We start from the raw sequence: 24443 nt of genomic DNA, 5'->3' as shown, positions 1-24443 counted from the left end.
ACACTGCCTACCGCCCTGAGTTGTGGCTGAGTTCAGCCGGTGGATCAGTTGTGGCTGACGGCGATCAGGCGCAGCGAATCCAGCTGGATCTGGGCTTTGCTGATGTATGCGGTCAGATCCTGGATCTGGCTTTGCAGCAGGTCCAGTTCGTCATCACGGATGTTCGGGTTCACTGCCTTCAGTGCCTGCAAACGGGCCAGCTCAGCGCCGAGCGTCGTTTCCATCTCTCGCTGAGCCGCCTGACGGACTTTGTCCAGTTCAGGGGCGACCAGTTGGTCACCCGCCGCAATCAGGGTGTGAACTTCCTTCTGGACCGAGTTCACCAGCTTGCTGCCAAGGTGGCGGTTGACCGGACTCAGCTGGCGGTTGAAACCTTCAAATTCCACCTTCTCAGACAGGTTGTTGCCTTTGGCATCCAGCAGAATGCGAATCGGTGTGTGTGGCAGGAAGCGGCCGATTCCGGATTGTTTCGGCGCCTGAGCATCCACAACATACACCAGTTCAAGCAGCAATGTTCCAGCCGGCAGCGCTTTGTTCTTCAGCAGGGAAACGGCGGTGGTGCCTACACCTTCAGACAGCAGCAGATCGATCCCGCCCTGAATCATCGGGTGCTCCCAGCTGATAAAGTGCAAGTCTTCGCGCGACAGCGCAGTATCGCGTTCGAAGGTGATGGTGCAGCCGTCCTGAGGCAGGCCCGGGAAGCTGGACACCAGCATGTGCTCAGACGGGGTGATCACCAGAGCATTTTCCCCGCGGTCATCTTGATTCAGACCGATGGTGTCAAACAGACCCAGCGCGAACGTCACCAGATTCGTGTCGCCGTCTTTGGCGGCAATCTTGCTGACCAGCTCGCGGGCAGCTTCGCCCCCGTTGGAATGAATTTCCAGCAGGCGGTCACGCCCCTGTTCCATCTTGCTTTTCAGTTCACTGTGCAGGCGGGCACTGTCGGTGATCAGCGCTTCCAGTGCTTCCGGACTGTGATTATCGCTGGCCAGCAGACTGATCAGCTGTGGCTGCACGGCTTCGTACACGGCACGGCCGGTCGGACAGGTTTCTTCAAAGGCGTTCAGACCTTCGTTATACCAATGCGCCAGCAGGGCCTGCGATGTCCCTTGCAGGTGCGGCACATGAATTTCGATATCGCGCTGCTGACCAATACGGTCCAGACGGCCGATCCGTTGCTCCAGCAAATCCGGGTTGTTCGGCAGATCGAACATCACCAGCTGGTTGGCGAACTGGAAGTTGCGGCCCTCAGAGCCGATTTCAGAACACAGCAGCACCTGAGCGCCGTCTTCGGCCTGAGCGAAATAGGCGGCTGCCTTGTCGCGCTCCAGAATCGACATGCCTTCGTGGAACACGGTGGCACGGATGCCTTCTTTTTCCCGCAGCGCTTGCTCCAGGTTCAGCGCGGTCTGTGCGCGGGAGCAGATCACCAGCACTTTTTCATTGCGGTTGGCTTTGAGGAAGTCCAGCAGCCAGGTGACGCGGGGATCGAAGTTCCACCAGGTGGCTGCTTCGCCTTCAAATTCCTGATAAATATCTTCCGGATACAGCAGCTTGAGGACTTTTTCCTCTTCGCTGATCTTGCCCATCATCATCCCGGCGACGCGCATCGCCGTGCTGTACTGAGACGGCATCGCCAGCGGATACAGGTTCAGGTGACGCTGCGGGAAGCCCTGCACGGCGGCACGGGTATTCCGGAACAGCACACGACCGGTCCCGTGGCGATCCATCAGGCTGTCAATCAGTTCCTGACGGGCGGCGGCCTGTGCGGTTTCATCGCTGTCTGAGGTCAGTGTGTCCAGCAGCGGGGCGATATCCTGTTCCGGCAGCAGGCTGACTAGTGTCTGGCGGGCGTGGTCATCCAGTGCTTTTCCGGCCAGCAGTTCGGAGACCGCGTCAGCAACCGGGGCATACTGGCGTTCTTCTTCCAGAAACGCGTCGTAATCGTAGAAGCGATCCGGATCGAGCAGGCGCAGACGGGCAAAGTGGCTCTGGTGACCCAGTTGATCCGGGGTTGCCGTCAGCAGCAGACAGCCCGGTGTTTTCTCAGCCAGCGCTTCAACGACCTGATATTCACGGCTCGGTTTGTCTTCGCTCCACACCAGGTGGTGGGCTTCATCGACCACCAGCAGATCCCAGTCGGCCTCCAGCGCCTGTTCAAAACGGCGTTTGCTCTTACGCAGAAAATCCAGCGAGCACAGCACATACTGGGCGGTATCAAATGGGTTGTGTGCATCGGCAAAGGATTCGACGCAGCGCTCTTCGTCAAAAATTGAGAAATGCAGGTTGAAGCGTCGCATCATCTCGACCAGCCACTGATGCTGCAGCGTCTCGGGAACCAGAATCAGAATCCGTTCGGCACGACCAGCCAGCACCTGCTGGTGGATGATCATGCCGGCCTCGATGGTTTTGCCCAGACCGACTTCATCGGCCAGCAGCACGCGCGGCGCAAAACGGCGGCCAACTTCATGGGCAATGAACAGCTGATGCGGGATCAGCCCGGCACGCATACCGCACAGGCCACGCAACGGGCTCTTGTGTTGCTCGTGCTGGTTTTTCAGCGCCCGGTAGCGCAGTGCGAAACGGTCCATGCGGTCAATCTGACCGGCAAACAGTTTGTCCTGGGGCTTGTTAAAGCGGATCTGGTTACTGAGGAAAATCTCACGCAGCGTGACATTTTCTTCTCCGGTGTCCGTACGGGTGCCGATATAGGTCAGCATGCCCTGTTGTTCTTCCACCTTCACTACTTTGAGTGACCAGCCCTCCTGGCTTTCAGCCAGATCGCCGGTGTTAAACATCACACGGGTGACAGGGGCATCGTGACGGGCGTAAACGCGATTCTCTTCACTGGCGGCAAACATCAGGGTGACGGTACGTGCATCCAGCGCGACCACAGTTCCTAACCCTAAATCACTTTCCGTGTCACTGATCCAGCGTTGACCCAAAGCAAATGGCATAGTGGAAAAAACCTTCTCATTATTTGAAATACTGGGGGAGTTTCATTCCAGTCGCGGTATTTTAACTGACAGCACTGAAAATAAGTGTAAGCCAGAAATCGCACCAGAAAAAAGGGGGCTAATGGTACTGCATGATGGGAGCGAGGTCACGACCTAAGTGAGAGTCTGATTGAGTGAGAAAATTGTCACAATATTTTCATTTTTTGCGGTCATTAATGGGATGCGGGTTTACGCTTAATAATGATAGCCGAGACCAATGGCTATCTCAGATGAACAAGGAGACGTCTATGGACGATGCTGATAGGAAAGTCTTTGTACTTGATACCAACATCCTGTTACATGAACCCCTCGCCATCTACTCCTTCAAAGAGCACGACGTTGTGATTCCCATGACGGTTCTGGAAGAACTGGACCGGATCAAAGACAGCAAGCGGGATGTTGCCCGGGATGCCCGGGTTGCGATTCGCGCGCTGGAAGATATTTTTCACGATGCCACACCAGAAGAGATCTCTGCCGGAATTCCCTTAACGCGCGACGGTGAACATCAGGGTCGGATCGCGATTTTTGCCGACTATGAAATTCACGAAACGGTGCATGCGTTTGCGGATAAGGCCGGAGATAACCGGATTCTGAATGGGGTGCTCTACTTGCAGCATCACTACGCTCCCCGTGAAGTGGTGCTGATTACCAAAGACATCAATATGCGTCTGCGGGCCAAAGGGGCCGGGGTGTTTTATGTCGATGACTATCGTTCCGACCAGTTGATTGACGATGTCAGTCTGCTGACCAAAGGGTTCCACCGCTATCCCGGTAGCTTCTGGGAGCGTGTTGGAGAATGCCATTCTGAAAAACGCGGCCGCTCAACATTGCATAAGCTGCCGCAGGAACTGTTTGACTCTCCCTTTGTCAACCAGTATCTGATTGACGAGGATACGGATTTCGCTGCGCGGATCCAGGATCTCGACGGGGAAAACGTGACACTGAAAGATCTGGGACATGAGCGGTTGATGCACCGTCAGGCCTGGGGAATTCATCCGAAGAATATTTATCAGGGGATGGCGCTGGATGCGCTGCTCGATCCGGACATTGATCTGGTGATCCTGACCGGTCCGGCGGGTTGTGGTAAGACGATCCTGGCGATGGCGGCTGCGCTGGAGCAGGTCATCGAAAAAGGGATGTACGACAAGATACTTGTGACCCGGAATACGCCGGATATTGCCGAGTCCATCGGTTTCCTGCCGGGGACGGAAGAAGAGAAAATGATGCCTTGGCTGGCCGCAGTCACAGACACGATGGAGGCATTGCATAAGCACGATGTCTGTACCGACGGCTCAATGAAATATATTTTCGAGAAAGCCAACATTCAGTTCAAATCCATCAACTTTATGCGCGGCCGCTCGATCCAGAACGCCTTCGTGTTGCTGGATGAGTGTCAGAACCTGACCGCATCGCAAATCAAGACCATCATCACCCGCTGTGGTGAAGGCACCAAGCTGGTCTGTTCCGGGAACCTGGCGCAGATCGATTCCACCTATCTGTCACCTGTGACATCAGGTTTGACCTATATCGTTGAACGATTTAAGAATTTTGAAGGCAGCGCCAATATTTATCTCAATGGCGTCGTTCGCAGCCGTCTGGCGGAATTTGCGGAAGAAAACCTGTGATCTTCTGGCGCTGAGTGTCCCTTGGGTTATGTATCCTTTGGATCACTCAGCGACCCAGATATTTTCTTAACCCATCATCCAGAGCCTCACTCAGCACTTGCTGGGTGGGGCCACACACCTGAATCCGCCCCTGATCGACAAAAGCACAGCGATCGGCGATCTTCAGCGCATCATCCGGGCTATGAGTGATCATCAGCACGGTGATCCCGGCTTCTTTCGCCAGACCAGCCACCAGATCCAGCATTTCCTGCCGCAGCGCCGGATCCAAAGCAGAAAAAGGTTCATCCAGTAACAGCAGCGGCCGGTGACGTACCAGACAGCGCGCCAGTGCGACCCGTTGTTTCTGGCCGCCGGACAACTGTTCAGGCAGGCGATCCAGATAGGATTCGATGCCGACTCGATGGGCAGCGGATCGAACCTGTGCTTTTTCAGCGTCGCTGAGCTTGAGGCCGGGATGGATCCCCAGCGCAATATTGTCGAATACGCTCAGGTGCGGGAACAGGTTGTGATCCTGAAACAGGATCGACAGTGGCCGATCTGCCGGGGATTGCCGGTCAACTTTTTCGCCGTTGATGGTAAGCGTTCCACTGTCAGGTTTGAGGAAACCGGCAATCATGGCCAGCAGGGTACTTTTACCGGCACCGCTGGGGCCGATCACGGCCAGAATATCGCCTTTGTTGACGCTGAGGTCGAAGCTCAGTGTCATGGATGCCTGATGTCCATGACGGTAGCAATGGCAAAGTTGGGACAGGTGCAGCATGGGAGCAGTCATACGTTATCCATGTGAAGCGTGATCGGAGGAAGCGGTGCGGGATATGAGCAGGCGCTCCACCGCGGTAAAAATGCCCAGACTGAGCAAGAGCAGAAACAGGGCCGCAACGGCTGCAGCATCCATCTGATAGCTATCCATCAGTTGGAACAGGTAAAGCGGCAGGGTCTGAAAATCCTGACTGCCGAACAGGGCAATCGCGCCGAGATCGCCCAGTGACAGAACAAAGCTGATTGCCATCGCCTGAGCAACCGGTTTGCGCAGCGCCCGCCATTCCACCAGAGATAATCGGGACAGTCCGCGCATGCCCAGACTCTGACAGAGCGGGTTGTACTGCTGGGCCAGATGCAGCATCGGCTGGCTCAGGGTTTTGATGACATAAGGCAGGGCCATCAGGGCATTGACCGCCACCACCACCCAGAACGCCGAAGCAAACACATCGGTGAACTCACGCAGCAGCAGAAACAACCCGGTGCTGATCACCAGTCCCGGCGTGACCAGAATGATGGTGCCAATCAGCTCAAGGCCATCGGCCGAGGCCTTGTAATGCTGTAATCGCCAGAAACGGCTGGCACAGAGAATGGCAATGCCGCCGATCAGGGCTAACAGGCAGGCCAGGAACGCAATTTGCAGCGAGTGGCTGACAGCCTGCCAGAGTGCAGGTGTTCCGAGTAACCCGAAAAGCTTGCTGTTGAGCCCGGCACTCAGCACGGCCAGCATCGGCGGTAACACCAGCAGCAATACGGCACCGATCCAGCATCCGTCCCACCAGCGGGCCGCACGGCTGTCGAGATAGTTCGGGTGGCCCTGCTGTACCCGACCGCTCAGGGTCGCCAGTGGCTTGGCAAAGCGCTGACTGATGAGTACCAGCGAGCAGCACAATAGCATTTGCCACAATGCCAGCATGGCACCGGCCGCTAAATCAAAGTCGTATCGCAGCGCCTGATAGATCGCCAGTTCGATGGTCGTCGCTTTTGGGCCACCGCCCAGCGACATGATGACGGCAAAACTGGTGAAACACAGCATGAAGACCAGACCGGCCACCTGCGGCAACTGTTGACGCAGCCGCGGCCAGGCGACCAGCCGGAACAGCGGCCAGCCGCGCATGCCTAAGTGTGCGGCGAGCTGATGTTGTTCGGCGGGAATGCCTTCCAGACTTTGCAGCAGTAACCGGCTGGCCAGCGGCAGATTGAGAAATACATGGGCCAGCAGAATGCCGTTCAGGCCATAAATACTGAACGGCAGCTTCATCTCCAGCGTCGCCAGCCATTGGGCCAGCAGCCCGCTGTTACCATAAATTGCCAGCAGACCGAACACAGCTACCAGCACCGGCAGCACGACGGTCATGGCGAACAGGCGCAGCAACAGCGCCCGGCCGGGAAAGCGTCTGCGGGACAGAGCATAAGCAACAGGGATCGCCGGGATCACGCTCAGCAGGGTGGATAAGATGGCTTGCTGAAAGCTGAAGCCGGTGACATGGCGCAGGTAAGGATCCTGCCAGAGTGCCAGCGGCCGGATGTCGGTTGCCTGCATCAGCAGGGCACTGAGTGCCCCGCCGACAAGGAGCAGGATCAGCCCGGCGCTGAACAGGCCGGGCAGACTGGAACGGGAAAGTAACAACGTCAGTCCTATAACATTATTGCGTCAGGGCTGTTTGCCATTCGCGGACCCAGGCTTTGCGTTCTTTTGCGACTTCGTCAGCACTGAATTCCAGCGACTTAACCGGACGCGGCAGCGATTTGAAGGCTTCAGGCAGCGGCTGGTCCGTCACCGGATACATCCAGTTTCCGGTCGGGATCTGAGACTGGAAGCCCGGTGTCAGAATGAACTTCAGGAACTGGTCTGCCAGTGCGCTGTTCGGGCTGTTTTTCAGTTTCGCGGCCACTTCGACCTGCATGTAGTGGCCTTCAATGAAGTTGGCTGCTTTGTATTTGTCTTCTTTCTCGGCAATCATGTGATAGGCCGGCGAAGTGGTGTAAGAGAGCACCAGATCGGTCTCGCCACTCAGGAACATATTGTAGGCTTCTGACCAGCCTTTGGTCACGGTGACGGTTTTCTTCGCCAGTTGCTGCCATGCTTCGGATGACTTGTCACCATAGACAGATTTTACCCAGAGCATCAGGCCCTGACCCGGGGTCGAGGTCCGCGGATCCTGATAGATCAGGTTCAGATCGTCACGCTCGACCAATGCTTTCATGCTGGCTGGTGGGTTCTTGAGCTTCTGGCTGTCGTAAATAAAGGCGAAGTAGCCGTAATCGAAAGGCACGAATGTCTTGTCTGTCCAGCCGCCCGGCATAGTGACTGCGGAGGTGTCGACACCGCTTTTCGCTAGCAGTCCGGTTTTCTTCGCTTCCGTCATCAGATTGTTGTCCAGACCCAGCAGGACATCAGCCTTGGTGTTTTTGCCTTCCAGACGGACACGGTTGAGGATGGACACGCCATCGTCCAGTGCGACGAACTGTAAATCACAGCCACATTCCTGTTCGAAAGTTTTCTCAATCGCCGGCCCCGGCCCCCAGTCTGCAGTAAATGAACTGTAGGTGTACACCGTCAGAGTCGGTTGAGCGGCTGCGGCAGATGAGGCGGCAACCAGTAAGGGTAAAGCTGTCAGTACGTGTTTCACAAAGCGCTCCTGAGTTCCTGCTTGGCAGGGAATTCCGATTTCTTCAAGGCGCGGCGTTGAGTGAGCGGGAGGGCGTCCCGGGAAAGTCACGAAAAGGGAAAGTAATGATGTGCTTTCAGTTTCTCAATTCCTACGCCAGCATGACCTGGTTCAGGTTCAATGGGTCCCGTGTGCTGCATGTGCAGACACGATCTCAGTCCGGAGACTCCCCATGAGAACGGCTCTCATTGTAAACGCGGCGGGCATGGGTTGCCAGCCGGAATTCTCCGCCGGTGTCAGTCTGGGACTGAAATGGCCGGAAATTAGCGGAACTCATTCAGCCGCCAGTCATAGTCATAACTGGGTTTTGTCAGAGTGACCGGTTGTTTGCGGTAATTGTTGAGGTGTTTTTGCAGATCCGTCAGTGAACCGAAATCAGACTGATACCAGTCGTAAATAGACGACAGACGGACTTTTCCGCCTTGGTCATCGACGCCTTTTGGACTGTTGATGAAGCGGCGTGCAGCGCCGTCAAGCTGCGCATTGAGCCGATCGGCATGCATGACCTCGGGGAGCAGGTCCGGGCAGCCCAGACTGGCACAGTTCACTACATAGTGAATGCGTTTGTCCTGCCAGATCGGGCGGAGAATACGGTGCTCGATATCGTTCAGAGACAGTTTTTTACCATCAATGGTGACCAGCTTGTCATCCCAGGGGCCGAAACTGAACAGGCCACCCAGCTTGGTAATGGAACTGACCGGATAGTGATCCAGAATCACTTTCACCGTCAGGGCGTTGTAGAGATTGACCCAATAGGCAAACTGCTCATTGCGGTTTAAACGACGGGGATCGCGTGAGGTCAGCCCGGCGATATACTGATTCAGGCTGGTTTTATCTTTCGCGCTGACCGCTGCGTAGCGAAAGCGGGTTTGTTCCGGGGCGACGAGCAGGTATGTGTTGAGCAGGTTTTGCCAGGCGCTGTGATCCACTTGAGTCGCGCTATTTGGGTTGCTGGTCTGCCAGTACGGCCAGAGGTCGGCTTTCGGGGCGGCCGTTACGGCAGAAGACAGGCTGAGTAAAAACAAGAGCGCGAAAACGGACAGCGCTTGGCGGAACGAAAACATGGGAACACCTCTGTAGATGGTTGATATCTAAGAGACCGCAAGGAGGTACATTTCTTTCTGGTCAGATCGGATTATTGTTCGCAGACCCGAGCAAAACACCCTGCCTTTCCGACATAAAACCCCCGATGAGAATCGATAAACTATCATTCAGAATCAATTGATTACCGTCATTCCCGCGCAGGCGGGAATCCACTGGGCACGAGATGAAAGTAATCTGCCAGAATCATTTTGCCCCTTATTTTCTATGTAGTTCTTCCCTAAAGTCACTGGATCCCCGCCTTCGCGAGGATGGCAGAAGGAAGCGGGATAACAGGAAGGAGCGGTTACCCTCTTGCCAAGTCTCTTGACCTTTAAAATTTGATCAAGAGACAGGCCTTAGCAGGGTGTCTGACACTGACTTTTGAGTATAGATCAGGCTAAAAATGCCGGGATCTTCCTTTCATATGCCGAGATTTTATCTTCATGTTGCAGCGTCAGGCCGATGTTATCCAGACCATTCAGCAGGCAGTGGCGGCGGAATTCGTCGATCTCAAACGAATACGACTTGCCGTTGGCACTGACCGTCATGGTTTCCAGATCAACTGTGACTTCAGCACCTTCATTGGCTTCAACATACTGGAAGATTTCATCGACTTCCGCTTCGGTCAGGCGCACCGGCACCATCTGGTTGTTGATTGAGTTGCCATAGAAGATGTCAGCGAAGCTCGGCGCAATCATCACTTTGATGCCGTAATCCGCCAGCGCCCAGGGGGCGTGTTCACGTGACGAACCGCAGCCGAAATTTTCCCGGGCCAGCAGGATGCTGGCACCCTGATAACGCGGATAGTTCAGGACGAATTTCGGGTTTGGCTGCTCGCCTGCATCGTCCAGAAAGCGCCAGTCGTGGAACAGGTGCTTGCCAAAGCCAATGCGGTTTACTTTCTGTAAAAACTGCTTCGGAATGATGGCGTCGGTGTCGACGTTTGCGGCATCCAGCGGCACCACCAGTCCGGTATGTTGTTTGATTCCTGCCATGATTTTTTCCTTCTCTGTTAGGCGGTGGCTCTGTTAGGCGGTCGCAAGGGTTTCTTGGTCCAGCGCGCGGATATCCACAAAGTGACCGGCACAGGCAGCGGCAGCAGCCATCGCCGGGCTCACCAGATGGGTGCGGCCATCGCGGCCCTGACGGCCTTCGAAGTTTCGGTTACTGGTGGATGCGCAGCGCTCTCCCGGACCTAAGCGGTCGTTGTTCATCGCCAGACACATGGAGCAGCCCGGCAGACGCCATTCAAAACCGGCTTCAATAAAGATTTTGTCCAGACCTTCCTGTTCTGCCTGTGCTTTCACCTGCTCAGAGCCGGGAACGACCAGCGCCTGAACGTTTGGTGCCACCTTACGGCCTTTGGCAACGGCTGCGGCGGCACGCATATCTTCGATGCGGGAGTTGGTGCAGGAACCAATGAAAACTTTATCAACCGGGAAGTCAGACAGTTTTTTACCGGCTTGCAGGCCCATATAGGCCAGCGCTTTCTCGGCAGAGGCACGCTCGACCGGATCGCTGAAGTGTTCCGGCGCCGGGATCAGCTCGTCCACCGCAATCACCTGACCCGGGTTCGTGCCCCAGGTGACCTGAGGTTTGATGTCGGCGGCATTCAGAGTCACGACTTTGTCGAACTGCGCATCCGGATCAGATTTCAGGGTTTTCCAGTATGCGATGGCAGCTTCGAAGTTTGCATCCGTTGGCGCAAAGTGACGGCCCTGGATGTAGTCGAAGGTTGTCTGGTCCGGAGCAATCAGACCCGCTTTGGCGCCCAGTTCGATCGCCATGTTACAGACCGTCATCCGGCCTTCCATGGTCAGGTCAGTAATGGCTTCGCCACAGAATTCCACCACGTGGCCTGTACCACCGGCTGCCGTGGTTTCCCCGATGATGGCCAGAATGATGTCTTTGGCGGTGATCCCCGGTGCAACTTTGCCTTTGACCTCAATTTTCATGGTCTTGGCGCGGGCTTGTTTCAGGGTCTGGGTCGCCAGTACATGCTCAACTTCTGAGGTGCCGATACCGAAAGCCAGCGAGCCGAAAGCACCGTGGGTCGCGGTGTGAGAGTCACCGCAGACGATCGTCATGCCCGGCAGGGTGATCCCCAGCTCCGGGCCCATGACGTGAACGATGCCCTGATATTTGTGGTTCAGGTCATACAGGGTGACGCCAAATTCTTTGCAGTTTTTCGCCAGTGTTTCCATCTGGATGCGGGCCATTTCGCCCGATGCCTTGATGTCTTTGGTCTGGGTGGACACGTTGTGGTCCATGGTCGCAAAGGTTTTGCCGGTCTGACGGACCTGACGGCCTTTTTCGCGCAGGCCGTCAAACGCCTGCGGAGAAGTCACTTCATGGACCAGATGGCGGTCGATATACAGGATCGGGTTCTCGCCTTCTGCCTCGACCACGATGTGGGCATCATAAACTTTTTCGTACAGCGTTTTGCCTGTTGTTGTGTTTGACATTGCTCGTTTGCTCCTCGTGGTTCAGCTTACGCCTGACGAATGTAGGCGGCGATCTTGTCGCCCATCGCATCGGTCGACAGTGCCGGACGGTCTCCGGCCAGATCGGCAGTCAGTTCCCCGGCTTCCAGTGCCTGAGAGACGGCTTGCTCAATGGCGCGTGCCGCTTCTTCTTCACCCAGGCTGTAGCGCAGCATTAGGGCTGCCGACAGGATTTGTGCCACCGGGTTGGCAATATTTTTGCCTGCGATATCCGGCGCGGAACCGCCCGCAGGTTCATACATGCCAAACTTGTCCTGATTCAGGCTCGCAGACGGCAGCATGCCCATGGAGCCGGTGATCATGGCGCATTCATCTGAGATGATGTCGCCGAAGATGTTGGAGCACAGCATGACGTCGAACTGAGACGGATCTTTGATCAACTGCATGGTGGCGTTGTCGATGTACATATGGCTCAGTTCGACATCCGGATAATCTTTGGCAATGCCTTCGACCACTTCGCGCCACAGGATCGAGCTTTGCAGCACGTTGGCTTTGTCGATCGAGCAGACTTTTTGACGGCGCAGGCGCGCGGATTCAAAGGCAATGCGTGCGATGCGCTCAATCTCGTAACGGTGATAGATTTCGGTATCGTAGGCCTTTTCCATCGCGCCTTCCCCTTCGCGGCCCTTTGGCTGACCGAAGTAGATCCCGCCGGTCAGCTCGCGCACCACCACGATGTCGAAACCACGGGCTGAGATGTCAGCACGCAGCGGAGAAAACGCTTCCAGACCACTGTGGATTTGCGCCGGACGCAGGTTGCAGAACAGCTGGAAGTGTTTACGCAGGGGTAACAGCGCACCGCGTTCCGGCTGATCATTAGCAGGCAGGTGTTCCCATTTCGGGCCGCCGACCGAGCCGAACAGCACGGCGTCGGCAGCCTCACAGCCTTTGAGGGTCTGCTCAGGCAATGGCGAGCCGTGATTGTCGATGGCAATGCCACCGACATCGAACTCTTCACGGGCCAGGGTGAAGCCGAACTTTTCTTCGATGGCATCCAGCACTTTGTGCGCCTGACGCATCACTTCCGGGCCAATCCCGTCGCCGGGTAACACAGCAATTTGATAGCTTTGACCTGCCATGGTTATACAGTCTCCATTTTCGATTTTTGTTTAATTTGCTTAATTTGTTCGATTTGTTCGGCGCGGTGGATGCTGTTAATCACATGCAGCAACGCCTGACCTGAGGCTTCAACAATGTCGGTTGCCAGACCGGTACCGTGGTACTTACGGCCTTTGTAGTTGGCGATGATATCGGCCTGTCCCAGACCATCTTCCCCTTCACCTTTGGCTGTCAGCTCGAATTTTTCCAGCACAATTTCATAGCCGGTCAGACGGTAGATACATTGATACAGGGCATCGACCGGGCCGTTCCCGACAGCGGCTTCGCATTTCTCTTCATCGCCGCATTGCAGTTTGATGCTGGTGGTGGCCATCACGCTGCCAGACTGGACGCTCAGGTAGTTCAGTTTGTAGAAATCGTCTTCTTCGCGCAGGTTGGCGAAATACATCAGGGCTTCTAAGTCGTAGTCGAAGACCTGACCCTTGCGGTCGGCCAGTTTCAGGAAGTCGGCATACAGGGTATCCAGATCGTATTCGTTTTCGTTGTATCCCATGGTGTCCATGTGGCTCTTCACTGCGGCACGACCGGAGCGGCTGGTCAGGTTCAGCGCCTGATTCTTCAGACCGATGGATTCCGGGGTCATGATTTCGTATGTGTTTTTGTTCTTCAGGACGCCGTCCTGATGAATACCCGAGGAATGACTGAAGGCATTGGCACCGACAATGGCTTTGTTGGACTGAATAGGCATGTTGCACAGCTGGCTGACCAGACGGCTGGTGCGGGAAATCTCTTCATGCCTGATATTCGTGGTGACACCCAGCAATTCAGCACGGGTTTTGATGATCATGGCGATTTCTTCCAGCGCACAGTTGCCGGCGCGCTCACCAATGCCGTTGATCGTCCCTTCAACCTGACGGGCACCCGCCTGAACCGCAGCCATCGAGTTGGCGACCGACATGCCTAAGTCATCGTGGCAGTGGACCGAAATCACGGCCTTGTCGATGTTTGGCACTCGGTTGAACAGCTGGGTGATAATCCCACCGAACTCGCTCGGCAGGGTGTAGCCCACGGTGTCCGGGATGTTGACGGTGGTCGCTCCGGCGTTGATGGCGGCTTCGACCATACGGCACAGGTTATCAATTGGGGTCCGGCCTGCATCTTCACAGGAGAATTCCACATCATCGGTGTACTGTCGGGCGCGTTTGACGGCGGCAACACCCATCTCGATGACATCATCGTAGCTGCGGCGCAGTTTGTCCTGAACATGGATGGTGGAGGTGGAGATGAAAGTGTGGATTCGGAAGGCTTCGGCAACTTTTAACGACTCGGCGGCGACATCAATGTCATGGGCGACGGCTCGGGATAAGGCGCAGACCCGGCTGTTTTTGATGTGCCTTGCGATGGTCTGGACCGATTCAAAATCGCCCGGTGAGGAAACCGGAAAGCCGGCTTCAATCACATCAATGCCCAGACGCTCCAGTGCGTAAGCGATCTGCAATTTTTCTTTGACGGTTAAGCTGGCGGACAACGCCTGTTCGCCGTCGCGCAAGGTGGTGTCGAAGATGATGACCTGATCGTTGTTCATGATTGCTTCCTTTTGTTGGCCTGCCTGTCTTAATGATGGCTTGTTCGCGTCCTTTACGCCGGGCCCAGATACGAAAAACCCGCGCTAGGGCGCGGGTTTTTCTGAAACTTTAGCGGTGAATTTCACCCATCAGCTACCCACGCGATTGTTCACGATAAGGAGTAGGCTGAGGAGGAGGGTGAATTGTGTTTGCATTTTATTTTTCCGCTGTGTTGTTGACCAAAGGAATATCAGATTGTGCAGACAAGCGTCAAGCCTTAATTGCATCTTTATTTGCAGATTCGGTTGTTTTTGTGGTGCGCGGGACGAATAAAAAGAAACGCGCACAGTCCCACATTGGTGTTCATTGTCATTATCCCTCCTCGAAATCGTCACCCAGATGTCATCTGGGCTTCCTAGTCTGGCTTTATGGATTATGAGGAGAATAGTGCTATGACCGTGACCGTATTCGCACCCATCCAGCGCTTTGACTATGCCTTTTCCAGTTTATGTCTGTGCCATCGCTTTAATCAGCCGGTGGCGACCCTGAGCCGACTGGTTTCCCGTTCTGGTGATGGTCCGCTTTATGTCATCTTTGGTCTGCTGGCCTGGGCGCTGGACCGCCAGCAGGGCGGACAGGTGCTGGCCATTGGTCTGCTGGCCTTTTTGCTGGAATTACCTATTTATCTGGTTTTGAAAAATACCTTCAAGCGAAACCGGCCGGCCCGGCTCCCCAGTTTTATTCAACCTTCTGACAAATACAGTCTGCCTTCCGGCCATACGGCGGCAGCTTTTCTGATGGCCTCCCTTATTTCAACGTTTTACCCGGCGGCAGCCTGGATCGTCTGGCCTTGGGCGATGCTCATTGGGTTCTCCCGTGTGCTGTTGGGTGTGCACTTTATTACCGACATTGTGGCAGGCGCGTTGCTTGGCATGATGTGTTTTGATGTCGTCAAGGGGGCGATATGAAGATACTTTACGGCGTTCAGGGGACAGGAAATGGTCATATTTCCCGTGCGAGGGAAATGGCGAGGGCATTTTCAGAACTGGGTGTGGCGGTCGACTTCCATTTCTCAGGCCGGGCGGTGGATCAGTACTTCGACATGGATTGTTTTGGGGATTACCGCACAGCCACAGGGCTGACCTTTGTCACGGAACAGGGCAAGGTCAATCAGTGGAAAACCTTCTGTCAGAACTCGCTGGTGAACTTCTGGCGGGAGGTGAAAGCACTGGATCTCAGGGGTTATGATCTGGTGCTGAACGATTTTGAACCTGTGTCTGCCTGGGCGGCACGTCAACAGGGCATCCGGACACTTGGGCTCAGTCACCAGAGCGCATTTCTTTTTGATGTGCCCAAAGAAGGGGAAGGGTGGCTGGACCGGCAGCTGATTCGTTATTTTGCGCCTACAGATCAGCAGCTTGGCCTGCATTGGTATCATTTTGGTGCACCGATTCTGCCCCCGATTGTTCCCCGATCGCATGGTGCGTCACCCGAAACAGACGGATCAGTGCTGGTTTACCTGCCGTTTGAAGATCTGTCGCAAGTGCTGGCGCTGCTGCATCGTTTCTCAGAGGTTACCTTTCATTGTTATCACCCTGCCGTGAAACAGGATGAGCGTCACGGCAACGTCCATGTCTGCGCGCTCAGCCGTACCGGATTCCATCAGCGACTGGCCCTTTGCGATGGCGTGATCGCCAATGGTGGCTTTGAATTGCCGTCTGAAGCCATTGCGCTGGGCAAGAAACTGTTGCTGAAACCGTTGCAGGGACAATACGAACAGATGAGCAATGTGGCCACGCTGGAACTGATGGGGCTGGCATCTTGCATGCATGCATTGGATGCCGGTGCGTTGCGGAACTGGCTTGCGAGCCATTCGCCGGGGCAGGTTGTCTGGCCGGATGTCGCACTGGCTGTCGCCCGCTGGTTACTGGCGGGGGAACCCCAAACGGCGCAGGCATTGTGTCGGTCGTTGTGGGAGCCGATCAGTTTTCCGGAACCTGTGCTCGAAACCGTCAGAGATCTGGGCCCGTCAGCCGATACCGTCGGACTGAAATCATTCATTACTGGTATTTATTGATCCCGCCATTTTCACCGGGTGCTTGCTGGCCCCGGTGTACCTGAATGACATAACTGATTGAATTTTATATTTGTTCATCTTGTTTTATATCTTTTTAGATATTTTTAGAGTGGGGATATCCGCTTGTTTTTCTTTGGACAATCGTTCAATATTGGTTGCTTTCATACCCTTAGAGCCAGGTTGGAGCCTTCTGCTGTATTGGTGGCATCAATCTTTTGAATCATACTGATTCCTCCTCATTTTCTAATGGGTATGTGAGGGACTGTGCTGCCAGATGTTGTGTGCATGGTTTTCTGGAGCATGGTTCACTGGAGCATGGTTCTCTGAATGATTCGAAGAAGAGGTCAGAAATGGCGCGTAGAGGTATGTCTTTCCAAGCAGCAGATCATATGACCCCAGGCTCGGGTCTGCGGCATATTGATTTGAATCTGCTGACAGTATTCGATGCGGTGATGCAGGAGCAGAATATCACCCGTGCAGCACATCATCTGGGAATGTCTCAGCCAGCGGTGAGTAATGCGGTCGCACGACTGAAAACAACCTTCGATGATGAGCTGTTTGTTCGCCATGGAAGGGGAATACAGCCGACGGTTCGGGCGAAGCAATTATTCGGCCCGGTGCGTCAGGCATTGCAATTGATCAAGAATGAACTGCCATCTGCCGCCTTCCTGCCGGAAACCTCAAGCCGGTTGTTCCGGGTTGCGGTTTGTAGCCCACTGGATATCCGCTTTGCGCCCCATATCCTGCGTCAGCTGACGGATGTTGCTCCGAAAGTGCAGCTCGCACTGGAAGCCGGGATTGAAAGCGACATGGTCCAGAAATTACGTTATCAGGAACTGGACTTTGTGATTGATTACCTGCGTTTTGACGAGCAGGGCTTCACCTCCACGGAGCTGTTCAAAGATGAGCTGGTGGTTGTGGCGGCCGGGAATCACCCACGCCTGCAGGGCAATCTCTGCGCGGAAGCCTTTGTTGCGGAAAAGCATGCCGTGCTGAAGTCGGTTCAGGGGGTGAGAGGCTTTGCGGAGTCTGTCTATCAGATGTCTCCGGGCTGTCAGGTGGCGTATCAGGGCGGCAGTCTGAGTAATATGCTTTATGTCGTGGGTCAGTCAGAGCTGATTGCCGTGGTGCCCAAATGGCTGGCGGTTTCTATGGCAGAAACCCTGTCGCTGCAATTACTGACGCTGCCGTTCGAAGGGAAACGGATCAGTGGATACCTGAGCTGGCATGATTCATCGCAAAAAGATAAAGGCCATCAGTGGATGCGTGAACAGCTGATGACGATCTGTGAAACGGAAAGCTGTTGAGGCAAGGGCCGAATTCACCCTGATCCGACTTCGTATCGTCTTGTGATTTGATGTTGTTGTTGAACAAAACGGTCCTTCTCCTTGCCGGGAAGTGGCCGTTTTTTCTCATTTCATCATCGGGTTGGTGCCTGAGGCCGGCTGCCGGGCACCAGAGTGAGAGCCATGCAGCATTCTGCTCTAAACTCTGGACGGGGCAGTTGCCTTTTGACGTCCGATCAGTAGACTTTCTGCTCCTTCAGCGAACAGCTGTAAGCTTACTACATGGCAGAGCAGTATATGTCACAACTCGAGTATCACATCGTTCATCGTATCCGGCAGCAGATTAAGCGTCTGGGACAGCACACCGCACTTCGTTATCCGCAGGATGGCCAGTGGCGGGATATCAGCTGGCACGCGCTGGGGGAACAGGTGCATCAGCTGGCGCTGGCACTGCTGGCCCAGGGGGTGGGAGTTCAGGACAAAATCGGCATTTTCTCCCCGAATATGGTGCGCTGGACCATTGCTGATCTGGCAACCCTGTATCTGCGCGGGGTGACAGTGCCAATTTACCCGACCAGCACACCTCAGCAGGCGGCTTACATCATCAACAATGCCGATATCCGAGTGCTGTTTGTCGGGGAGAAGGCACAGCTTGAGGCTGCACTGGCCGTTGCTGCAGAATGTCCGCTGCTTGAACGCATTGTGCTGATGGAAGGGCATTGCGACACGGAAGACCCAAGGGTGTGCGACTATGCTGCATTTGAAGCGATGTCGAAGCAGGCTGATCCGGATGAACTCGCAGCCCGGCTGGATGATTGCCGGATGGACGACCTGCTGACCCTGATTTATACCTCGGGAACCACCGGAACGCCAAAAGGCGTGATGCTGGATTACGCAAACTTTGCCGCTCAGCTAGAAGGTCATGACCAGCGTCTGGCGCTCAGTGAGGGTGATGTGTCTCTGTGCTTCCTGCCGTTGTCTCATGTGTTTGAACGGGCGTGGACGTTCTACGTTCTGCACCGGGGCGGCGTGAACTGCTACCTGACCGATACCAATGCCGTGCGTGAAGCGCTGGTCGAAGTGCGGCCGAATGTGATGTCGGCGGTGCCCCGCGTTTATGAAAAAATTTATGGCGCGGTGCAGACCAAAGTTGCGAAAGCCCCGATCCACCGGCGGGCATTATTTCATGCTGCCATTGCGATTGGCAGCCGGATGGCAGCGTGCCGGCAGCAGAAGCGAAGTCCGTCTGCACTGCTGAATGTGGCACACAAAGCGGCCGACAAGCTGGTGCTGTCGAAACTGCGGGATGTCCTGGGCGGGCAAATTAAGTTTATGCCATGCGGTGGTGCCAAGCTGGATGCCGGGATTGGCCGTTTCTTTCATGCCATCGGGATTAACGTCAAGCTGGGTTACGGTATGACGGAAACGACGGCAACCATCTCCTGCTGGGATGACGGGGCGTTTCACGCCGATTCTATCGGGACGTTAATGCCGGGTGCCGAAGTGATCATTGGCGAGAAAAACGAGATCTTGGTGCGTGGCCCGATGGTCATGCGGGGTTATTACAAACTGCCGGAAGAAACGGCTGCCAACTTTACTGAGGACGGTTTCCTGAAAACCGGGGATGCCGGCGCGTTCGATGCGCAGGGCAATCTGTTTATCACCGATCGGATTAAAGAGCTGATGAAAACCTCGGGCGGGAAATACATTGCGCCACAGGTGATTGAAGGCGCGATTGGTAAGGATAATCTGATCGAACAGATCGCCGTGGTTGCCGATGCCCGCAAGTTTGTGTCTGCGCTGGTGGTGCCTTGTTTTGAGACCCTGGAAGGTTACGCCCGGGAACTGAACATCAAGTACCATAACCGACTGGAGTTGTTGAAAAACAGCCAGATCCTGGCGGTGGTTGAAAAACGGATTGCCGAGCTGCAAAAGGATCTGGCCAAGTTTGAGCAGGTGAAAAAGTTCACCCTGTTGCCGAAAGCTTTCTCGATGGATGAGGGTGAACTCACGCCAACGCAGAAGCTGCGCCGTAAAGTGATTCTTGAGCGTTACCACAAACAAATTGAAGCCATGTACAAAGACAGTCACCGTAAAGAGCCGCCGCAGCACTAAAGCTTCTGTTTTCTGTACCGCTTTCTTTGAATCAATCAGCAGCCTGACACGCAGGCTGCTGTCTTCCCCCTGAAATGTCCGCCTCTCTTTTGCCTCATTTTCTTTCAGATTTTCAGTTCCCCTTTGCCCTTCTCGGTTGACATCTACTGACTTTAGGGGGTGATTTTGGTCGATTGTTCTGTTGATAGAACACACGATGGCTATTAATCATGTGATTTTTATTCAGTACAGAAAATAACCACGAAATGGCTATGGGGAATAGACGTCAGTGGTGGAAAAACGTTATGTTGGTTCACGGGTACTGCTGGGGGGGAACATCCTTTGGCAGCCGCATAGCACGAAAAACACACTGGATTTCTTTAGGCTAAAGATAAGCCCTAACTATGTTATACCCGTCTGTATCACTGGCATGTGTTGGCCTGTCATGTTTGCCGCAACCTGAATTGGCGGCATTATCTGACGACAGTGCCGCCCGGTAATCTGGCGTAACCCGGTATGACTGTCTTCCCTGCTGCTCCGGCATGGAAAGACGGCCCCAGCTCGCCCATGAACACCGGATAACCTCAGGTCAGAACCACGATACAGGCGCAGGTATACACGACCTGGAGGCAAGAATATGGAAATGTTGTCCGGCGCCGATATGATCGTTCGTTCGATGATCGATCAAGGCGTAAAGCATATCTTCGGTTACCCTGGCGGTTCTGTTCTGGATATTTACGATGCGCTGCATGAGAAAAGCGACATCGAGCACGTTCTGGTGCGCCATGAACAGGCAGCCGTGCACATGGCAGATGGTTATGCCCGTGCCACCGGCGAGGTGGGCGTGGTGTTGGTCACTTCTGGCCCAGGGGCAACCAACGCGATCACCGGTATCGCGACCGCATACATGGATTCCATTCCGATGGTGGTCCTGTCGGGTCAGGTCATGAGTGATCTGATCGGAAACGATGCCTTTCAGGAATGCGACATGGTGGGGATCTCCCGCCCGGTCGTGAAGCACAGTTTTCTGGTGCAGCGCACGGAAGATATCCCGGCAATTATCAAAAAAGCGTTCTACATTGCATCCAGCGGACGTCCTGGCCCTGTGGTTGTTGATATTCCTAAAGACATGCTGAATCCGGCCAATACCTATCCGTACAAGTATCCGGAAGCGATCAGTATGCGCTCCTATAATCCCACCCTGCAAGGACACAAAGGTCAGATCAAGCGTGGTCTGAAAGCCCTGCTGGCTGCGAAGAAGCCCGTCCTGTACGTCGGCGGCGGTGCCATTATGTCCGGTTGTGAGCAACAGCTGCTGAAACTGGCTGAAAGCCTGAATATTCCTGTGGTCAGTACCCTGATGGGACTGGGCGCTTTCCCCGGGACACACCACAACAGCCTGGGCATGCTGGGGATGCATGGCACCTATGAAGCCAATATGACGATGCACAATGCCGATTTGATCTTCGGGATTGGCGTACGTTTTGATGACCGGACGACCAATAATCTGGAAAAATACTGTCCGAATGCCACGATCATGCATATTGATATCGACCCGTCGTCGATTTCCAAAACCGTGAAAGCGGATATCCCGATTGTCGGTTCTGCCGATGCAGTTCTGAACAGCATGCTGAAACTGCTCGACGAACAGCAAGGAAGCAATGACAAAGCGGCTCTGGATGAGTGGTGGAGTGAGATTGAATCCTGGCGTGCCCGGAAATGCCTGAGTTATGCCACCGATAGTGAACGCATTAAGCCGCAGCAAGTCATTGAACTGCTGCACAAACTGACCAACGGCGATGCCTATGTGGCTTCGGATGTCGGCCAGCACCAGATGTTTGCTGCCCTGTATTATCCCTTCGATAAGCCACGTCGCTGGCTCAATTCCGGTGGTCTGGGCACGATGGGCTTTGGTTTACCGGCTGCAATGGGCGCGAAATTCGCCCTTCCGGATGCGGAAGTCCTCTGTGTCACGGGTGACGGCAGTATTCAGATGAACATTCAGGAATTGTCGACGGCACTTCAGTACGATATTCCGGTGAAAATCATTAACCTGAACAACCGATTCCTGGGGATGGTAAAACAGTGGCAGGATATGATTTATCAGGGCCGCCATTCTCATTCTTATATGGATTCTGTGCCTGATTTTGCTGCGATTGCAGAAGCTTATGGCCATGTTGGCATCCGCATTTCTGATCCGGCGAAGCTGGAAAGTGAGCTGGAGCGCGCTTTAGCGATGAAAGATAAGTTAGTCTTTGTTGATATCAGCGTGGATGAGACAGAACACGTTTACCCGATGCTGATCCGCGGCGGATCCATGAGTGAAATGTGGCTGAGTAAAACGGAGAGAACCTAATGCGCAGGATTGTATCAGTATTATTAGAAAATGAACCGGGTGCACTTTCACGCGTGGTGGGATTATTCTCCCAGCGTGGGTATAACATTGAATCGCTGACGGTGGCACCCACGGATGATCCCACCTTGTCGCGTCTGAATATCACCACCAGCGTTGAAGATGCGGCGCTGGAGCAGATTGAGAAACAGCTGCATAAGCTGATCGATATTCTGAAGGTCAGCAATGTGACGGATTCTGAACACGTCGAGCGCGAGCTGATGCTGGTGAAAGTCAAAGCCAGCGGTTATGCCCGTGCCGAAGTGAAGCGGACGTCTGATATTTTCCGGGGTCAGATTGTCGATGTCACCAGTCAGATTTATACCGTGCAGCTGGCCGGAACCAGTGAGAAACTGGATGCGTTTCTGGATGCCGTGAGTGAAGCGACAGAAATCATTGAAGTTGCACGCAGTGGTGTTGTGGGGATTGCCCGGGGTGAACGCGCCCTGAAAGCCTGACACTTTCCAGCGTTTCTTTCCTTCCTGTCTAAGCCTGCCCGACTTGTCTGGCGGGCTTTTTGACGTCTGGTCGTCGTTTGCCGGATATTCGACTAAAGTCTAATGAGTAAGGTGTCGGTAGCCCAGCCTGTGAGAGAATCAGGCCATAGCGATGCCTCTGAATCTTAGACGAAAGTCGGATAAGTCGCCGATCCGGAGGAGTCAGACGATGCTGAATACTGTGTTGGTTCGTATAACCACAGTGTTGCTGTGCTGGCTGGGGTTTCATGTCAGTGCCTTGTATTTCCTGTTGGCCGTTCTGCTGCTCAATACGCACCATAAGGAAATTTTTGGCTGGTGAGGGTCTGGCTTAAACCAGATGCATGACGTGTGAGGTTCGGCAAAAAGAAACGGGAGCTGAGGCTCCCGTTTTTGATTCGCTTTGTTGTCCTGCTGGCTTACAGAACGTGTACAGAAGCTGTGTTGGTTGTGCCTGAAGGAACCAGTGCACCAGAAACCATCACCACGATATCGCCTTTTGCGCCCAGACCAGTTTCCAGCGCCAGTGCTTTGCCGCGCGCGTAGAAAGCATCGGTGCTTTCAATCGCATCAACAACCACTGGGGTCACACCTTTGGTCAGGCACAGCTGAGCGGCTGTTTTCGGGTTGGTGGTCACTGCCAGAATGTTTGCAGTCGGGAAGTATTTACGCACAGAACGTGCAGACTTACCGGCTTCAGTTGCGACCACGATCAGCGGTGCATTCAGTTTTTCTGAGGTGTCAACGGCACCTTTACAAACGGCTTCAGTGATGCGCAGGCGAGGGCTGTCCAGACGTGCGCTCAGTGAGGCACGCATTGCAGCATCTGTGCGGTCACAGATCTGCGCCATGATGGTCACGGCTTCGATTGGGTATTTACCCTTCGCAGATTCACCAGACAGCATGACAGCATCAGTACCGTCCATGATGGCGTTCGCAACGTCACCAGCTTCTGCACGGGTCGGACGTGGGTTCTTGATCATCGAATCCAGCATCTGAGTCGCAGTAATGACTACTTTACGAGCGCGGTTACATTTCTCGATCATCATCTTCTGCGCGAAGATCACTTCTTCAACCGGGATTTCTACACCCAGATCGCCACGGGCAACCATGATGCCGTCAGACGCTTCCAGAATTGCGTCGAAGTTGTCGACACCTTCCTGGTTTTCGATTTTAGAGATGATCTGAATTTTCTCGCCGCCGTTTGCGGTCAGCAGTTCACGGATTTCTTTCACGTCTTCAGCCTTACGGATGAAGGATGCAGCAACGAAATCAACGCCTTGCTCACAACCGAATTTCAGGTCGGCTTTGTCTTTTTCAGCCAGTGCAGGCAGGTTGACAGAAACGCCTGGCAGGTTCACACCTTTGTTCTCGCCCAGGTCGCCGTTGTTCAGCACGCGGCATTTTACTTCGGTGTCTGTGGTGGCCAGCACTTCCATTTCGATCAGACCATCGTCTACCAGAATGGTGTTGCCCACAGTCAGGTCTTTGGCAAAACCAGGGTAGGTCACAGCCACGCGGTCTTTGTTACCAACCACAGATGTATCAGTCGTGAACGTAAATTCCTGACCTGCAGTCAGGGTGACGTCTGCACCGCCTTCCAGCTTAATGGTGCGGATTTCCGGACCTTTGGTGTCCAGCAGAATCGCAACAGGCTTGCCGGTTTGCGCCATCACTTCACGAACGTTCTGGATACGCTGACCGTGCTCGGCGAAGTCGCCGTGCGAGAAGTTCAGACGCATCACGTTCATGCCAGCGTTGACCAGCTTGGTCAGCATTTCAACAGATTCAGTCTTAGGACCGATCGTGCAGACGATTTTGGTTTTTTTCATCGAGAAAATTCTCCGGAGAA

At 54.5% G+C, this 24443-nt stretch carries 18 protein-coding genes and 1 riboswitch; of the genes, 8 read left to right on the top strand and 10 right to left on the bottom strand.

The genetic code is table 11. The features are described from left to right. Positions 1-44: 44 nt before the first annotated feature. Positions 45-2960: an RNA polymerase-associated protein RapA gene (gene rapA, locus EA58_RS05770; protein ID WP_036750133.1), complete on the bottom strand. Its 2916-nt coding sequence runs from the start codon at positions 2958-2960 to the stop codon at positions 45-47. A 287-nt stretch (positions 2961-3247) separates the two neighbouring features. On the opposite strand from rapA, the gene EA58_RS05765 reads away from it, so the two are divergent. Further along, entirely contained in the window at positions 3248-4624 is a 1377-nt protein-coding gene (locus EA58_RS05765) for a PhoH family protein (RefSeq protein ID WP_036750130.1), read from the top strand. A gap of 46 nt (positions 4625-4670) precedes the next feature. On the opposite strand, the gene thiQ is transcribed toward EA58_RS05765, so the two are convergent. From thiQ to leuA, 8 genes are all read right to left on the bottom strand, one after another. Then, a complete protein-coding gene (gene thiQ / locus EA58_RS05760) occupies positions 4671-5384 on the bottom strand; it encodes a thiamine ABC transporter ATP-binding protein ThiQ (RefSeq protein ID WP_152547947.1) in 714 nt (237 codons plus the stop codon). A 15-nt stretch (positions 5385-5399) separates the two neighbouring features. Next, positions 5400-7013, bottom strand: a complete 1614-nt coding sequence (gene thiP, locus EA58_RS05755) for a thiamine/thiamine pyrophosphate ABC transporter permease ThiP (RefSeq protein WP_036750124.1) — start codon at positions 7011-7013, stop codon at positions 5400-5402. 16 nt (positions 7014-7029) lie between these two features. Continuing rightward, the gene (gene thiB / locus EA58_RS05750) at positions 7030-8016 is read right to left on the bottom strand and encodes a thiamine ABC transporter substrate binding subunit (protein ID WP_036750122.1); all 987 of its coding nucleotides are present in this window, start codon (positions 8014-8016) and stop codon (positions 7030-7032) included. Between the two features lie 109 nt (positions 8017-8125). Then, positions 8126-8238: riboswitch (TPP riboswitch) on the bottom strand. An 80-nt stretch (positions 8239-8318) separates the two neighbouring features. Then, a complete protein-coding gene (locus tag EA58_RS05745; RefSeq protein WP_036750119.1) occupies positions 8319-9119 on the bottom strand; it encodes a DUF547 domain-containing protein in 801 nt (266 codons plus the stop codon). 411 nt (positions 9120-9530) lie between these two features. Beyond that, on the bottom strand, positions 9531-10133 hold the full coding sequence (gene leuD, locus EA58_RS05740) for a 3-isopropylmalate dehydratase small subunit (RefSeq protein ID WP_036750116.1): 603 nt from the start codon (positions 10131-10133) through the stop codon (positions 9531-9533). Between the two features lie 33 nt (positions 10134-10166). Then, the gene (gene leuC / locus EA58_RS05735) at positions 10167-11603 is read right to left on the bottom strand and encodes a 3-isopropylmalate dehydratase large subunit (RefSeq protein WP_036750113.1); all 1437 of its coding nucleotides are present in this window, start codon (positions 11601-11603) and stop codon (positions 10167-10169) included. Positions 11604-11629: 26 nt separating this feature from the next. Further along, complete coding sequence (leuB, locus tag EA58_RS05730; RefSeq protein WP_036750111.1) at positions 11630-12721, bottom strand: 3-isopropylmalate dehydrogenase; 1092 nt, start codon at positions 12719-12721, stop codon at positions 11630-11632. 2 nt (positions 12722-12723) lie between these two features. Continuing rightward, positions 12724-14286, bottom strand: a complete 1563-nt coding sequence (gene leuA / locus EA58_RS05725; RefSeq protein ID WP_036750108.1) for a 2-isopropylmalate synthase — start codon at positions 14284-14286, stop codon at positions 12724-12726. A 432-nt stretch (positions 14287-14718) separates the two neighbouring features. On the opposite strand from leuA, the gene EA58_RS05720 reads away from it, so the two are divergent. From EA58_RS05720 to EA58_RS22110, 7 genes are all read left to right on the top strand, one after another. After that, the gene (locus EA58_RS05720; RefSeq protein WP_036750105.1) at positions 14719-15234 is read left to right on the top strand and encodes a phosphatase PAP2 family protein; all 516 of its coding nucleotides are present in this window, start codon (positions 14719-14721) and stop codon (positions 15232-15234) included. Continuing rightward, a complete protein-coding gene (locus EA58_RS05715) occupies positions 15231-16343 on the top strand; it encodes an MJ1255/VC2487 family glycosyltransferase (RefSeq protein WP_051641916.1) in 1113 nt (370 codons plus the stop codon). The genes EA58_RS05720 and EA58_RS05715 overlap by 4 nt, the downstream gene beginning before the upstream one ends. 350 nt (positions 16344-16693) lie before the next feature. Beyond that, a complete protein-coding gene (gene leuO / locus EA58_RS05710; RefSeq protein WP_036750103.1) occupies positions 16694-17650 on the top strand; it encodes a transcriptional regulator LeuO in 957 nt (318 codons plus the stop codon). A 276-nt stretch (positions 17651-17926) separates the two neighbouring features. Beyond that, complete coding sequence (locus EA58_RS05705) at positions 17927-19744, top strand: AMP-dependent synthetase/ligase (protein WP_036750286.1); 1818 nt, start codon at positions 17927-17929, stop codon at positions 19742-19744. 616 nt (positions 19745-20360) lie between these two features. Next, positions 20361-22079 (top strand): acetolactate synthase 3 large subunit, encoded by a 1719-nt coding sequence (locus tag EA58_RS05700; protein ID WP_036750102.1) that lies wholly within the window; start codon positions 20361-20363, stop codon positions 22077-22079. Then, positions 22079-22573 carry an acetolactate synthase small subunit gene (gene ilvN / locus EA58_RS05695; protein WP_036750099.1) on the top strand — a complete coding sequence of 165 codons (495 nt, stop codon included), beginning with the start codon at positions 22079-22081 and terminating at the stop codon, positions 22571-22573. Before EA58_RS05700 ends, ilvN begins: the two co-directional genes overlap by 1 nt. A gap of 208 nt (positions 22574-22781) precedes the next feature. Next, on the top strand, positions 22782-22913 hold the full coding sequence (locus EA58_RS22110; RefSeq protein WP_036750098.1) for a hypothetical protein: 132 nt from the start codon (positions 22782-22784) through the stop codon (positions 22911-22913). 97 nt (positions 22914-23010) lie between these two features. Here the strand turns inward: EA58_RS22110 and pykF are convergent, their stop codons facing one another. Next, positions 23011-24423: a pyruvate kinase PykF gene (pykF, locus tag EA58_RS05685; protein WP_036750097.1), complete on the bottom strand. Its 1413-nt coding sequence runs from the start codon at positions 24421-24423 to the stop codon at positions 23011-23013. Positions 24424-24443: the final 20 nt, after the last annotated feature.

The organism is Photobacterium galatheae, assembly GCF_000695255.1.
GTDB classification, from domain to species: Bacteria; Pseudomonadota; Gammaproteobacteria; order Enterobacterales; family Vibrionaceae; genus Photobacterium; species Photobacterium galatheae.
This window is presented reverse-complemented; position numbering and strand designations above follow the sequence as displayed.

What these genes read in the sequence shown, in the direction of transcription:
- leuB (WP_036750111.1), bottom strand. Translation starts at nt 12,721, where the DNA reads ATGGCAGGTCAAAGCTATCAAATTGCTGTGTTACCCGGCGACGGGATT.
- leuC (WP_036750113.1), bottom strand. Translation starts at nt 11,603, where the DNA reads ATGTCAAACACAACAACAGGCAAAACGCTGTACGAAAAAGTTTATGAT.
- EA58_RS05720 (WP_036750105.1), top strand. Translation starts at nt 14,719, where the DNA reads ATGACCGTGACCGTATTCGCACCCATCCAGCGCTTTGACTATGCCTTT.
- ilvN (WP_036750099.1), top strand. Translation starts at nt 22,079, where the DNA reads ATGCGCAGGATTGTATCAGTATTATTAGAAAATGAACCGGGTGCACTT.
- EA58_RS22110 (WP_036750098.1), top strand. Translation starts at nt 22,782, where the DNA reads ATGCTGAATACTGTGTTGGTTCGTATAACCACAGTGTTGCTGTGCTGG.
- EA58_RS05705 (WP_036750286.1), top strand. Translation starts at nt 17,927, where the DNA reads ATGTCACAACTCGAGTATCACATCGTTCATCGTATCCGGCAGCAGATT.
- EA58_RS05700 (WP_036750102.1), top strand. Translation starts at nt 20,361, where the DNA reads ATGGAAATGTTGTCCGGCGCCGATATGATCGTTCGTTCGATGATCGAT.
- leuD (WP_036750116.1), bottom strand. Translation starts at nt 10,133, where the DNA reads ATGGCAGGAATCAAACAACATACCGGACTGGTGGTGCCGCTGGATGCC.
- thiQ (WP_152547947.1), bottom strand. Translation starts at nt 5,384, where the DNA reads ATGCTGCACCTGTCCCAACTTTGCCATTGCTACCGTCATGGACATCAG.
- leuA (WP_036750108.1), bottom strand. Translation starts at nt 14,286, where the DNA reads ATGAACAACGATCAGGTCATCATCTTCGACACCACCTTGCGCGACGGC.
- rapA (WP_036750133.1), bottom strand. Translation starts at nt 2,960, where the DNA reads ATGCCATTTGCTTTGGGTCAACGCTGGATCAGTGACACGGAAAGTGAT.
- EA58_RS05715 (WP_051641916.1), top strand. Translation starts at nt 15,231, where the DNA reads ATGAAGATACTTTACGGCGTTCAGGGGACAGGAAATGGTCATATTTCC.
- pykF (WP_036750097.1), bottom strand. Translation starts at nt 24,423, where the DNA reads ATGAAAAAAACCAAAATCGTCTGCACGATCGGTCCTAAGACTGAATCT.
- EA58_RS05765 (WP_036750130.1), top strand. Translation starts at nt 3,248, where the DNA reads ATGGACGATGCTGATAGGAAAGTCTTTGTACTTGATACCAACATCCTG.
- EA58_RS05745 (WP_036750119.1), bottom strand. Translation starts at nt 9,119, where the DNA reads ATGTTTTCGTTCCGCCAAGCGCTGTCCGTTTTCGCGCTCTTGTTTTTA.
- leuO (WP_036750103.1), top strand. Translation starts at nt 16,694, where the DNA reads ATGGCGCGTAGAGGTATGTCTTTCCAAGCAGCAGATCATATGACCCCA.